Genomic DNA, 13,136 nt, shown 5'->3' on the forward strand with positions numbered 1-13,136 from the left:
AATATTTGTTGATCCGCAAGACATTTGTGTTGCCGCATGTCAAGAAATATCGCGAAGTAAGGCCGCTTCCATTACCCCGCAAGACGAAAAACGAAGAACTTCTACCATTTGCGTTTATGCCTCCGACGGCCGTGTGTAGCCTCGATTGAACATCCCGTCCACACCGCTGACTCAGGCGTGGACACCAGCACTGTCCCACCACAGGAAGCCGACATGAGCCTCAACGAGCTACGAACGCTTGGACGCACTGGCGCCCTGATCAGCCCCCTCACCCTGGGAACCCTGAACTTCGGCACCGGCGCCGCACCCACAGGTCCTGCCGAGAGCATCCGCATCATCAAAGCAGCCCTCGACGCCGGTATCACCAGCGTCGACACCGCGGACATCTATTCCCAAGGCGAGGCCGAGACCGTCGTGGGCCAGGCCATCCACAGTCGCCGCGACGACGTCTTCCTCGCCACCAAGTTCCACGGGCAGATGGGTTCCAACCCTGCGCACGCAGGCAACTCGCGCAGGTGGATCGTCCGGGCTGTGGAGGACAGCTTGAGGCGGCTGAACACCGACAGGATCGACCTTTACCAAGCGCATCGCCCCGACTACAACACCGACCTCCTTGAGACCATTACGGCCCTGAACGACCTCATCCGGCAGGGCAAGATCCTCTACTACGGCACCTCCGTGTTCAGCCCCGCCCAACTTGTCGAGGCCCAGTGGATCGCCAACACCAACCACCTGACCCCGCCGGTGGTGGACCAGGTTCCGTACTCGCTCCTGGTGCGCGCCAACGAACGCGACGTTTTCCCCATCACCCAGCAGTACGGCGTCGGGGTCTTAAGTTACGGTCCGCTCGACGGCGGGTGGCTGGCCGGCGGATACCGCGTTGGCGCCGGGCAGCCCGAGAGCTCCCGGTCCGCGGCAGTTCCCGGCCGCTTCGACGTGAACGCGCCTTTCAACCAAGGCAAGCTGCACGCCGCCGACGCTCTTGCGCAGCTTGCGGCACGCCACGGTCTCACGCTCATCCAGCTCGCCGTCGCCTTCGCCCTAAACCACCCTGCAGTGACCAGCGTTGTTATCGGGCCGCGCACGGAGGACCACCTCACCGACTATTTGAAGGCCGCGGATGTGGTGCTCAGTGAAGCCATCCTCGACGACATCGACGACATCGTGGCTCCCGCGGTCAACTTCCTGGAGCGCGACGCCGGCACCGTTGCCCCGCACCTTGAGTACCCGGAATTACGACGCCGGTAGCCACCTTCCGTTGTGGGGCCTACTCTGCGTTCTTTGCGCCCGTCTAAGCGCGCAGAGCGGGCCTCGCAACGAGGTATTGACGCAGGTTCGCCCCCGGCGTGATCCTTGTCCTAAGTGCTGCGGCACTCCGCAGCGTTTAGCTTCCAGTAGAACGCCGCCGTCCCATGTCCAAACACCACACCAAGCAAAGAGCAGCGAAAACCGCAGCCCCCGGGCAGCCGACCGAAGGTCCCCTGACCCACGAAGAACTGCAGCTTTCCGGGCGGAACCATTCCATGCCGCTGGAGGCCCTGCAGGACGACATCACCCCGGCGGGCCTGCATTACCTGCTGATCCACTTCGACATCCCGCACCTGTCACCTGAGACTTGGCGGTTGCGACTGGGCGGGGCTGTTGACCATACCCTTGAACTCACCCTCGAGGACATCAAAGCCCGGCCGGCTGTCACCATGCCCGTCACTCTTGAATGCGCGGGCAACGGCCGCTCGCTTCTGGAACCCCGCCCCCTAAGCCAACCGTGGGTGCTTGGCGCGGTGGGCACAGCCGAGTGGACCGGAACTCCCCTGGCACCGCTGCTGGAGGAGGCAGGGTTGGCGAGTGACGCCGTCGAACTTGTTTTTACCGGTGCCGATAACGGCATCCAAGGCGGAGCCGAAGAGCCGTATGCGCGCAGTCTTTCTGTCGCCGAGGCCATGCATCCGGAAGTCATGCTGGTTTACGCCATGAACGGCCAGCCTTTACCACTGCAGCATGGATTCCCCTTGAGGCTCCTGGTCCCTGGCTGGTACGGGATGGCAAGTGTGAAGTGGTTGACGTCGATCGAAGCGGTGACATCGCGGTTCATGGGGTGGCAGCAGTCTGTGGCCTATCACTATCTGCAGGGTCCGGACGGGCCTGGCATTCCTGTTACCCATATCCGCGTGCGCTCCCTGATGGTGCCGCCGGGGATCCCGGAGTTCTTCACCCGGCGACGGATCGTGGACGCCGGTCCGGTGATGTTGCACGGCCGTGCATGGTCCGGGCACGGTGAAGTGGAGCGGGTGGAAGTGGGGATCGACGGCGAATGGATGCCTGCGCACTTGGATCCGGCGCTGGGGGACTTCGCGTGGCGGTCGTGGTCCATGGTGTGGGTCGCGAGCCCAGGGGAACACGTGTTGCGGTGCCGGGCGATGGATACCTCGGGCGCGCTGCAGCCTACCGAGCAGGTGTGGAACTATCAGGGCATCGGGAACAACATGGCGCAGCGGGTTGAGGTGACGGTGCGGTAGTTTCCTTGGCGCCCCTTGAGAGCGCTGCGACGGTGCGAGTTCGCTGGAACGTTGCGAGTACGGTGGAGCGTTCCAGCGAACTCGGCACCTTTCCCGCGTTCCGGACTTCTTCCAGCGTTCTCGTCGTGCGCGTGACGCCCGGTTAGACTCGTTCAGATCATGAGTATTCCGTCGTCATCCCCAGCAAACGTCCGCGTTGATGCCTGGTTGTGGGCGATCCGAGCCTATAAGACCCGTTCCGCAGCCACGGCCGCTTGCCGTGCGGGGCACATCCGGATCAATGGCAATCCGGTCAAGGCATCGCAAAGCGTGATCATCGGCGACACCATCCGTGTGCGGGAATCGGGTTGGGAACGGATCCTCGAAGTGCGGCGGCTCATCGCGAAGCGCGTCGGAGCCGAAGCCGCCTCCCACTGTTTCACCGACCACACTCCGCCGCGCCCCGTAGCGCCCAAGCTAGGCCTTCCCCAGCGCGACCGCGGTGCCGGCCGGCCCACCAAGAAGGACCGCAGGGATATGGAGAAGCTGCGGGGGTAACCTTGCGGTGCACCACGCAAATTTTGCTGGATCATCAGGCTGGGCGCCGGCCAGAAACCGCGGAATCCCAAGCATTTTGCGATATCGACGTCCCGATCATCCAGCAGAAATTACCTGGCACTTATCCACAGGACCATTTTTCTGACGTGAATCCCCCCGCGCACGCTGCTTAGACTGGCCGCCACACCGTCGAACAGCTGTTGGGGAGCTTGTCATGTCACGCCTTTCGTCTGCCATGTTGTCGTCCATCCTGGCGGCGGTGCTTCTGAGCGGTTGCCAGAACGGGTCGCCCGGTGCGGGCCCTTCGGAAACACACACGACGACGGCGTCGCCCACCTCAAGCGCTTCGTCACCCGCTGCTTCGGCTGCTCCGTCTCAGTCGGCTGCGTACAAACCGGCGGATGCGAAGGGGAAAGCCCAGAATGTGCCGGTGCCTGTGATGCCCGAGCTGGCGAAGGAGAACTCCAAGGCGGGACTGGAAGCGTTTATTGGGTATTGGTACGCGACGTACTCTTATGCGACTGAGACCGGTGACCTCGGCCCATGGAGTCTGGCAACTGATACGGCTACGGAGTCCGGAGCCGCCTATAAGAAGGCCATCGATGCAAACTACGCCAGCGGAAGCTGGCTGGTGGGAGGGCGGATTTCCGTACCTAGGATTGAGGTGCTTTGGCAGCCGGGAGCTGGCTCCCAAGTTGCCAAAGTGCAGGTTATCCAGGAGGAAATAGGTTATCTGGACGCAAATGCAACTGTCAGACAGCGGACCTCGGAAGCATCAAACACAGCCGAGGCCGTAAAAGTCACCTTCAGAAACGGCGCTTGGCAAGTAATCGACAACGGCCTGATCTTGGGCTCATGACGCGAATCCATCGATGCGCTGCGGGCATGCTCCTTCTCGGCATCGCGCTGTTAGTCCCGATTTGCCCAACGGCCGCGATAGCGGCAGATGAGCCGGAAATCCGGGCGAATAGAGGCGAAACGGGGATGACCTTGAGCGCCCACTACATACTCGATGGCAAAACCGGAGTACCCACCGCCGAGCTTGGCAATGATGCCGGCGGGGAAGATCCCTACCAATACAAGCCGGACTTTCGATGCAGTCTCGGTGGCCCCGGCGCACGCGAAATGGGCTGCCTGACCCTTGAATGCCCACCTACAACACCCGACGGTGAGAAGGGCTCACCTGTCATCTGGTTGAAAGCACCGAAAGCCGTCACTAACCCGACATTCACCGATTGGCAGCCTGTCGATGGTAAACCCGCGTGTCTCTATGACGCAGAGCCGCAAAACGTCCTGGCCAACATCGCAGCCAGAATCCTCAACGACTTCCGCCAACTCCCCATCAACCCCGGAACCCTCCAAGTCCAGCCCTTCCCCCACACCCTCAAAGGAGGACCCACCAACTTCTACACCACCGCCGGCGAACAGGCCTTCGACATCACCATCCTCGGCCAAGCCGTCCACCTCACCGCCACACCGGCCAGCTACACCTACACCTACGGAGACGGCACCACCCTGGGCCCCACACCAGCCGCCGGCTACCCCATCCCCGAAACCGAATGGCTCACCACCGACACCCGCACCAGCCACAGCTACACCGAAACCGGAAACTACCCCGCCACCATCACCACCGGTTTCATCGGCACCTACTCCGTCAACAACGGCCCACCACTACCCATCAACGGAACCCTGAACCTGACCACACCCACCAAAACCATCCACGTCTGGAAAACACAAAGAGCCCTCGTCGCCGACACCTGCCAACAAAACCCCAACTCCTGGGGCTGCCCCGGGACTTAGGACTGACGGCGATCCGGCACTCTTCACGAATGAAGGCTGCCTCGTTCCGACATGCCCAAAAGCCGTGGAGTCACAGACCGGTTCCACCGCTGTAGACCAGACCGGATTTGGCGCCACTCCGAACGATATCCACAGGGCCCGGACCATCACATCGCCTGGTTCCATTCAACCGATTTAGGCTGTTCGACACATCTCAACACATCGCCAAAACCACTGGGAGACCAACACATGGATCTGAGCCTCATTGCCCGCGTCACAACATCTGTTCACTGGCGCACGGCGGCGCAGGCCATCACGGGGGTGCTTCTCTTGAGCGGGTGCCAGAGCGGCGGGAACCCGGCTGATTCGGCAACTACCGATCGGATGTCGGCCGATCCGACGTCCAAATATCCAGAGTTGGCGTCGGGTTCCATCGTGTCGGCCGATGGCCTCTATCAACTCATGCCGGATTTCCACTGCCGTGACGAGGGTCCTGACTCCAAGGACGCCGGATGCTTGACCCTGGAATGTCCAGCCACCGCAGACGGCGCTACAGAGGGCCGTCCAGTCATTTGGAAGCGGGCACTCCGCACGATAGCCAACCCCGGGTGGCAGGACTGGATTCCCGTCGGCGGGCCGACATGCTTCTACGATCCCCATGCCTAACACGCAGCCCCACCACCACTTGACCACCGACGCCCCGGCAACACACCCACAACACGGCGTGTCCAGGCCGTCCAGGATTCAAAGTGGGTGTGAAGGCCAACGCCGGGAGTGAGCCCTAAAGAAGAAAAGCACCAGTTCCAAAGAACCGATGCTTTCCGCCAGCTGAATCCTAGGAGAACCAGGTGCCTGGAGGGCCCATGAACAACAGGAAGCTGAACACTGCACCCACAGCAACCAAGGTCACCACAACCGCGAGGATCGGATTGCGAAGAACCCACGCCTGAGCTTTCTCAAAGCCACCGCGGGGATGCTCTCCCCCAGCGGCCAAACGCCATCCGCCATCGAGGAGGCCACGACGGTCGAGTGACTTCTCCATGGGGATAGTGGCGTAGGGAATCACGGCTGAGCCGATGGCCAGCAAACCGGTGCGCATGGACCATTTCTGATTGATCCATGTGAAGGCCGCGGTCGCGGCGTAGCAAAGGAACACGAATCCATGAATGCCGCCGGCGATGCTCACGCCAACATCGGTGGTTCGCGTGACGTACTTAAGGAACAGCCCGATCAGCAACAGCGTCCATGTCACGGCCTCGGCAAAAGCGACGGTACGGAACAAAGTGCGGGGCTGCATGGAAGTCCTCTGGTGGGAAACGGGAGACACACCCAATTTACCGTGGTGGACGCACTCCTCCAGAATCACCCCTGCGTTGGAAGGGCGGCCCGGTTCCGGATCCGGGAATCGCCAAACTCAATCGCCACGGGTGCGATCTCCATGGTTGGCTCGTGCCGGGTTCGCGCCTTGCCAACCGCGATGTGGGGCAGCCACCGGGGCGACCTGTAGCCAAGGGCGGGTGAACTCAGGATGAAGTCGTCAATGTTGTCGATACCAAGCTCATCTAAGAGCACGTGGAGACCCTGAACCAAGAGTGCCTGGTAGTCGTGTACGTCTTGGGGGCACCTCCACCTCGAGTCCCATGAGGCGCCCGCCACCCAAGGGAACCAGTTTGTCCGACTTCCCCAGGAACCCTTCCATCACTGGCAACTCGGTCAACCAGCTGGCGATTTCCGGGACCACCGCATCCGCCGCTGAACGCCCCTTGGTCCATGTGGCAATGTCACTGGCAAGATCGTCGAGGATTCCCACGTGCAGCAGCGTCATGTGCAAACCCTGCGGCTTGCGGAGAAAGTCAACGTACTTGGTGAGTCCCTCGTAGTCCGAAGCCCCTGCTCCTACGCGAAGGACGGGCGCCTCCACTGTGATTCGAAGTCCGTCCGGTGTGCTTCCATGGGCGTCGCGGGCCGTCATGGATCACATTATGCGCCGGATGCGCTGCGGGCGGCAGGCCGACGACGCAACTCACCTGACGCCGTCGTATGCTCACTACTTCTTGGTGCGGGCCTGAACCAGGTTCGCGAACGGAAGCCGCCCGAAAGTCGCAACAAATTCAGCGTGATACGCAGCTTCGGCAGCGTTGACCTCGGAGGCGGGGAGTTCCTTCCAGGCGATGACCAAGTCCATGGCATCGCGGAGCTGCCAAATAAGCCGGGCATCCCAGACGACGGTGGGTCGTCCGCGGCCGTAATCCATGAACTCCTGGATTTGCTTGCGTAGCCCTCGGTTGCCCTGGCTTCCGGCGCTGGCTTTGCCGATATAAAGCACTGACGCGTCTGTAAGCCACTCGGCCTCAAGTGCTTCGCGTTTCAGAGATGGGTCCTTCTTCTTGAACGTGCCGGCGGTGCTCTTACTCAGGAAGATGGGTTCGAAATCAGCGGGGCGAAGGATGAAGAAGACGCCGGGACCTTGGGGGACGCGCATGAGATCGAGTTCATCGAACACGCGAAATCCGGTGAATCCGTCCTCAATGAGGGTCTTTTTGGTGAAGAGCATGATCCATTGTGTCAAGCACCCGTCACACATCCCGCTACCACCGGCCCGAAGCCTCGCCAAGACCACTTGTAGCTTAAAGTGTTCACGGCTGCTGAGCAGCCGACTCATCACTCCATTCGCATAAATAGGGGGACTATTTGCGCACCCAGAACCGGCTGTCCCACAGCCACCCTCCACTTCAAGCCCCAGTTGTGGGAGGCCAGACATCATGCGGAAGCTAATCATTGGAGCTACGGCAGCAGTCGCGATCGTGACTGGCTCCCTGGTAGCGGCGGCTGCCGCCAATGCCGACAGCGGAACCGTCGTCAGGGTGGTCGACGGCGACACCATAGTCGTATCCATCAACAACATCGATCAGACAGTTCGCCTGCTGAACATCAATACTCCGGAAACTAAGGATCCGAACAAGCCCACCGAATGCCTTGGGCCGGAGGCGACAGATCATCTCGAGGGAGTACTGCCGGTGGGCAGCAAGGTCAGGTTGGAGTTCGACGTCGAACGCCATGACAAATACGGCAGAACCTTGGCGGGGGTCTTCAATGCCAGCAACCAGCTGGTCAACGCAGAGATCGCACGCCGGGGACTGGGGGTTCCAATGGTCGTCGGGGAAAACCGAAAGTTCCTGCCTCCTGTCGAAGCCGCCTTTGAGGAAGCGCGTACTGCCAAGTCCGGGCTCTTCGCAGAGGGCATCGAATGCACCCTCCCTGCGCAACTGGCAGCTGCCAACGAAGCACTGACAGCGGCACAGAGTGCGGCGCCGGCAACCACGTCGGCCGGAGCGGGAGCATCGGCTACTGGACTGGCGACGGCCATCGTTACTGCCAAGGCAGCAAAGGACCTTCTGTCCGCAGCCAGAGAAACAGAGAACTCCATCCTTTGGGCGGCGTACTCTGCCAGCGAATCAACCGCCAAGTTGACCGCCCTGACCGCAGGAATAACCCGGGCTGAGTCTGCACACAACCAGCTCAAGGAACAAGAGAAGACACTTGCCGCAGCCGAGAAGAAGGCAGAGGAAGAACGAGTAGCCGCTGTGGCGCGAGCGGAGGCAGAACGAAAGGCTGCTGCGGAAGCAGAGGCGGCAGCAAAGAAGGCTGCCGATGAGGCCGCCGCGGCGGAACAGGCTCGGGCAGCAGCAGCGGCTGCCGAGGCTGAACGGATACGCAACTTACCCGTACCAGCTCCCTATGTTCCGCCAGTCCAGCCGTATGTTCCGCCAGCTCAGAATTACGTACCGCCGGCGCCACCGGCCCAATCGAATCCCTACCCGGGGTACACGGGCCCCCGCTGCTACGCTCCCGGCGGCAAGTCCTGGCGTCCCTGCTGACAACCGGCTTGGCTGAAGGCCTGGTGTCCCTTAGGGGATGCCAGGCCTTCTCACCGATGGGCGTGGCTCACATGAGGACGCACTAAACTCGCATGAGTGATCACAGGTGAAATCAAGTCCCAAGTAGACAAAGTCTGGAATACGTTCTGGAGCGGCGGTATCTCGAACCCGCTGGAAGTCATCGAGCAGATCACGTACCTTCTGTTCCTCAAGCGCCTGGACGAGAACCAGACTCGGGCGGAGAAGCAGGCCAACATCTTGGGCGAGCCGATCGAGAACGCGGTGTTTCCCGAGGGTGTTGACCCCCAGGGCCGCCCCTATTCGGACCTCCGCTGGTCGAACTTCAAGGACTTTGGTCAGATTGAGATGTTCACGGTCTTCCAGCAGAACATCTTCCCGTTCCTCCGAACTGAGCTGACCAAGCAGTCCAACGGCGAAGACTCCACTTATAGCCACCACATGAAGGATGCGCAGTTCAAGATCCCGAACGCGGGTGTCTTGAAGCAGGTGGTGGATGTCATTGACTCCATCAACATGGAGGGCCGCGACACCAAGGGCGATCTCTACGAGTACATGTTGTCGAAGCTGGCATCGGCGGGTACCAACGGACAATTCCGAACCCCACGGCACATCATCGACCTCATGGTCGCGATGACAGCACCCCAGCCACTCGAAGCCATCTGCGATCCGGCCGCTGGCACCTGCGGCTTCCTGGTTCAGGCCGGCGAATACCTCCGTAAGAACAACAGCAATCTCCTCACCAATGACGAGACCAGCAAGTTCTTCCATCACGAGCAGTTCCATGGCTTCGACTTCGACTCCACCATGCTCCGCATCGGTTCAATGAACATGCTGCTCCACGGGGTCGAGAACCCGGATGTTTCCTACCGCGATTCACTTGCCGACCTGCACTCCGTCGAGGAAGAGAAGTACAACGTCATCCTCGCCAACCCGCCGTTCGCCGGCAGCTTGGACTACGAGAATGTGTCGAAAGAGTTGCTGAACGTCGTCAAGACGAAGAAGACCGAACTCCTCTTCCTGGCACTTTTCATCAAGCTGCTTAAGCCAGGTGGGCGCGCTGCGGTTATCGTTCCCGACGGCGTCCTCTTCGGCTCCACCGGCGCACACAAGTCCCTCCGCAAGACACTGGTCGAAGGCCACAAGCTCGACGCCGTCGTCAAACTCCCGTCCGGCGTCTTCAAGCCCTACGCCGGTGTCTCCACCGCCATCCTCTTCTTCACGAAAACCAACTCCGGCGGCACGGATAACGTCTGGTTCTACGACGTAAAGTCGGACGGGTTCAGCCTCGACGACAAACGGACGCCGCTCGGCTCTTCCGACCTTGAGGACGTCCTCTCACGTTGGAATCAGCGCACGACGGCGGAACTTGAGCGGGCGCGCACGGAACAGTCCTTCTGTGTTCCGCTTTCAGAGATCGTGGCGAACGACTACGACCTGTCGCTGAACCGGTACAAGGAGATCGAGTACGAAGAGGTCGAGCATGCTGCCCCTGAGGAGATTCTTGCCGCACTGGAAGGGCTCGAGTCTGAAATAACGCAGGGGATGGCTGAGCTGCGGGAGTTGCTGAAGTGAGCTCAAGTGCACAGACTCTACTGAGAAGTGACCTCAGCCAGACGGCCTTGCTTGGTGAACACGTTGAAATTCTGTCCGGGTTCGCATTCGATGCCAGTCTCTTCTCTGATACCGACGGCATACCCCTTATCCGTATTCGCGATGTGGTTCGCGGATATACGGAAACGCGCTACCGAGGCGCCTACGAAGAAAAGTACTTAGTTCAGCCGGGCGATCTCCTCGTCGGTATGGACGGGGATTTCAATCGTGCTCTCTGGACGAGCGAGCCGGCTTTGCTCAACCAACGAGTATGCAGGGTCACAGCACAGGCTCAAACCCTTGATCAACGATATCTATACCATTTTCTTCCCTACCCACTCATGGATATTTGGCACCAAACGCCGTTCGCAACCGTCAAACATTTGTCGGCTAAGTCGATCAAATCGATCCGTATCCCGCTGCCACCAATCGCCGAGCAGCAGCGGATTGCGGCGATTCTGGACAAGGCCGACGAACTCCGCGCCAAGCGCCGCCAAGCCATCGCCCACCTGGACGCGCTCACCCACTCGATCTTCCACTCCATGTTCGGCTCCCCCTCTCCGACGTCTGCTGAACTAGCTATTGAGGATCTCGCCGCCTCCCCAAAAGGAGCAATCAGAACCGGTCCTTTCGGCAGTCAGCTGCTGACAAGCGAATTTACGGATGATGGAGTGGCGGTTCTAGGCATAGACAACGCCGTCACCAACACGTTTGCTTGGGCGCAGCGTCGATACATCTCTGAAGAGAAATACGACCAACTGCGGCGATATAGAGTTTGGCCCGGTGACCTACTCATCACGATTATGGGGACTCTTGGCCGATGCGCCGTCGTTCCACGAGACGTTCCCAAGGCGATTAACACAAAGCATCTCTGCTGCATCACGCTCAATCGGGACCTCGTAGTGCCTGAATGGCTCCATGCATACTTTCTTCAGTCGGAAACAGCTCGGTCATATCTAAGGCAGACAACCAAGGGAGCGATTATGGGCGGTTTGAATATGGGCATCATCAAGAACATGCCAGTGAGCGTCCCCCCACTCGCACTGCAGCAGACCTTCGCAAACCGAGTTGCCGCCGTCGAGCGCTTGAACGAAACCCACCGCAAGCACCTGGCGGAATTGGACGCGCTCTTCGCTTCGCTCCAGAGCCGCGCGTTCAAGGGCGAACTCTAGGCAGGAATCCGGCGATCAGACAGGTCTGTCGCCGTACGGCAACAAATGCTAAAGTCGGCGTACGGCGACATTCATCAAAGTTGCCGTACGGCGACAGGAGCAGCTATTGCGTACAGTCCGAGAGGCAGGGCCCTTGGTCCGGGAACTCAGGGAAGAGCGAGCCTGGTCACAGGCAGAGTTGGCCCGACGGGCCAGCGTCTCACGCACTTTTGTCATCGATCTCGAATCCGGTAAAGCATCGGTGGAAACGTCCAAGTTCATGGATGTCTTTCAAGCCCTTGGTTTCGAGATCGCCATACGCGACAGCAAGACGGGCGCAGTTCGGTGGTGAGTGCGCGCGCTCTTGAAGTGTTCATGGACGGGACACTTTGCGGCCGGGTTGAACAGTCGTCGTCGGGGAATCTGACGTTCCGCTACTACCCCGAATACCAGGCAGCCCCCAACGCGACCCCGCTGTCACTGTCCATGCCCTTGGCCGCCACAATCCACAAGAAGCGCAACGTCCTGCCCTTTCTGCAGGGCCTCTTGCCCGACAGTGAAGGGGCCCTCCAGACGATTGCCCGACGGTTCCGGGTGTCCCCGTCCAACCCCTTCACCATCCTCGAACATATCGGTGCCGATGTCGCGGGTGCGCTCCAATTCATGCGGCCGGGCACCGGATCTTCGGATGGCATCCTCGCAAGAACGGCGGTGAAGCCAGTTTCGGACAGGGATGTGGCCAAGATGCTGGACCACGTCGTGACTGAGTACAAAGACGGCACGCCCTACGACGACTCCGCAGGACGCTTCAGCCTCGCCGGGGCTCAGCCAAAGATCGCCCTGCACCAACTTTCCAACGGCGACTGGGCGGTACCCGAAGACGCTACCCCCACGACGCACATCCTCAAACCGGCAGCTGGCACATTCAGTCGCTTGGATATTGTGGAACAGCTGACCATGAGGGCAGCAGCTTTTCTGGGGCTCGAGGTGGCCAAGTCCGAACTCCGCCGCATCGGCAACTGGGACGTCTTTGTGACACGTCGCTATGACCGCCAGGAAGTGGGTGGAACCTGGCGCCGCATCCATCAAGAAGACTTTTGCCAGGCATTGAGCGTTTCTCCAGCCAAGAAATACCAGCACCGTGACGGCGGGCCGGGCGCGAGCGATATGGCCGCCCTTATCCGATCGCTTCCTTTTGAAGCGGACCGCCGAGCAGCAGGAGCAGGGCTGTACCGGGCCTTTGTTTTCAACACCGTGGCCGGTTGCACCGACGCGCACGCCAAAAACTACTCCCTCCTCCTCCATGGCAGTAGAGCGCAGCTATCGCCCCTCTACGACCTCGCCACCTATGCCCCGTATTGGGACGCGGACTCAGGTATCGACTTGGCCATGAGTGTGAAAGCCGAATACAGGCTTCAGAAGATCAGCAAGCAGATGCTGGTCTCGACAAGCACTCAGTTTGGCGTTGATGCTGAAGCAGCCCGGGAAATGGTCGAACACTATTCTCGCGGCATAGTGGAAGCATTCGAAGCTGCCAGGGAAGAGCTGAAATCCCAGCTGGGATCCCTGCCGAAAATCACCGATGACACTATTGCGAAGGTACGACTGCTGCCACTCGTCGAGGCCACGGGTCTGAAATAGGGCATTAACGGTCGCAGTCCCGT

Annotated in this window: 15 protein-coding genes; 11 read left to right on the forward strand and 4 right to left on the reverse strand. The window is 60.4% G+C overall.

Translation table 11 applies throughout. From position 1 onward, the window contains the following. The first annotated feature begins 213 nt into the window (after positions 1-213). The 6 genes from ACR30Z_RS16635 to ACR30Z_RS16660 all read left to right on the forward strand — a co-directional run bounded on the left by ACR30Z_RS16635 (position 214) and on the right by ACR30Z_RS16660 (position 5,498). Positions 214-1,248: an aldo/keto reductase gene (locus ACR30Z_RS16635; RefSeq protein WP_434373644.1), complete on the forward strand. Its 1,035-nt coding sequence runs from the start codon at positions 214-216 to the stop codon at positions 1,246-1,248. Positions 1,249-1,412: 164 nt separating this feature from the next. Further along, positions 1,413-2,516 carry a sulfite oxidase gene (locus ACR30Z_RS16640; RefSeq protein ID WP_434373646.1) on the forward strand — a complete coding sequence of 368 codons (1,104 nt, stop codon included), beginning with the start codon at positions 1,413-1,415 and terminating at the stop codon, positions 2,514-2,516. Positions 2,517-2,675: 159 nt separating this feature from the next. Then, complete coding sequence (locus tag ACR30Z_RS16645; RefSeq protein ID WP_018779945.1) at positions 2,676-3,053, forward strand: RNA-binding S4 domain-containing protein; 378 nt, start codon at positions 2,676-2,678, stop codon at positions 3,051-3,053. 235 nt (positions 3,054-3,288) lie between these two features. Then, positions 3,289-3,912, forward strand: a complete 624-nt coding sequence (locus tag ACR30Z_RS16650; protein ID WP_434373649.1) for a DUF6318 family protein — start codon at positions 3,289-3,291, stop codon at positions 3,910-3,912. A gap of 125 nt (positions 3,913-4,037) precedes the next feature. Beyond that, positions 4,038-4,853 carry a hypothetical protein gene (locus ACR30Z_RS16655; RefSeq protein WP_434373651.1) on the forward strand — a complete coding sequence of 272 codons (816 nt, stop codon included), beginning with the start codon at positions 4,038-4,040 and terminating at the stop codon, positions 4,851-4,853. A 228-nt stretch (positions 4,854-5,081) separates the two neighbouring features. Then, the gene (locus tag ACR30Z_RS16660) at positions 5,082-5,498 is read left to right on the forward strand and encodes a hypothetical protein (protein ID WP_434373653.1); all 417 of its coding nucleotides are present in this window, start codon (positions 5,082-5,084) and stop codon (positions 5,496-5,498) included. 169 nt (positions 5,499-5,667) lie between these two features. On the opposite strand, the gene ACR30Z_RS16665 is transcribed toward ACR30Z_RS16660, so the two are convergent. The 4 genes from ACR30Z_RS16665 to ACR30Z_RS16680 form a co-directional block, all read right to left on the reverse strand. After that, a complete protein-coding gene (locus ACR30Z_RS16665; RefSeq protein ID WP_434373655.1) occupies positions 5,668-6,129 on the reverse strand; it encodes a DUF3817 domain-containing protein in 462 nt (153 codons plus the stop codon). 65 nt (positions 6,130-6,194) lie between these two features. Beyond that, entirely contained in the window at positions 6,195-6,404 is a 210-nt protein-coding gene (locus tag ACR30Z_RS16670) for a hypothetical protein (protein WP_434373657.1), read from the reverse strand. Continuing rightward, complete coding sequence (locus ACR30Z_RS16675; RefSeq protein WP_434373659.1) at positions 6,391-6,804, reverse strand: hypothetical protein; 414 nt, start codon at positions 6,802-6,804, stop codon at positions 6,391-6,393. The genes ACR30Z_RS16670 and ACR30Z_RS16675 overlap by 14 nt, the downstream gene beginning before the upstream one ends. Positions 6,805-6,879: 75 nt before the next feature. Beyond that, positions 6,880-7,386 (reverse strand): hypothetical protein, encoded by a 507-nt coding sequence (locus ACR30Z_RS16680; RefSeq protein ID WP_434373660.1) that lies wholly within the window; start codon positions 7,384-7,386, stop codon positions 6,880-6,882. Positions 7,387-7,594: 208 nt separating this feature from the next. On the opposite strand from ACR30Z_RS16680, the gene ACR30Z_RS16685 reads away from it, so the two are divergent. The 5 genes from ACR30Z_RS16685 (at position 7,595) to ACR30Z_RS16705 (ending at position 13,113) form a co-directional block, all read left to right on the forward strand. Next, complete coding sequence (locus tag ACR30Z_RS16685; RefSeq protein ID WP_434373662.1) at positions 7,595-8,710, forward strand: thermonuclease family protein; 1,116 nt, start codon at positions 7,595-7,597, stop codon at positions 8,708-8,710. 96 nt (positions 8,711-8,806) lie between these two features. Then, positions 8,807-10,303: a type I restriction-modification system subunit M gene (locus ACR30Z_RS16690; protein ID WP_434373664.1), complete on the forward strand. Its 1,497-nt coding sequence runs from the start codon at positions 8,807-8,809 to the stop codon at positions 10,301-10,303. Then, positions 10,300-11,493: a restriction endonuclease subunit S gene (locus tag ACR30Z_RS16695; protein WP_434373666.1), complete on the forward strand. Its 1,194-nt coding sequence runs from the start codon at positions 10,300-10,302 to the stop codon at positions 11,491-11,493. The genes ACR30Z_RS16690 and ACR30Z_RS16695 overlap by 4 nt, the downstream gene beginning before the upstream one ends. Positions 11,494-11,599: 106 nt before the next feature. Continuing rightward, positions 11,600-11,824: a helix-turn-helix domain-containing protein gene (locus ACR30Z_RS16700; RefSeq protein ID WP_434373668.1), complete on the forward strand. Its 225-nt coding sequence runs from the start codon at positions 11,600-11,602 to the stop codon at positions 11,822-11,824. Between the two features lie 23 nt (positions 11,825-11,847). Beyond that, positions 11,848-13,113: a HipA domain-containing protein gene (locus ACR30Z_RS16705; protein WP_434373670.1), complete on the forward strand. Its 1,266-nt coding sequence runs from the start codon at positions 11,848-11,850 to the stop codon at positions 13,111-13,113. Positions 13,114-13,136: the final 23 nt, after the last annotated feature.

Origin of the sequence: Paenarthrobacter sp. FR1, assembly GCF_051106045.1 — a bacterium.
Lineage (GTDB): Bacteria > Actinomycetota > Actinomycetes > Actinomycetales > Micrococcaceae > Arthrobacter > Arthrobacter nitroguajacolicus_A.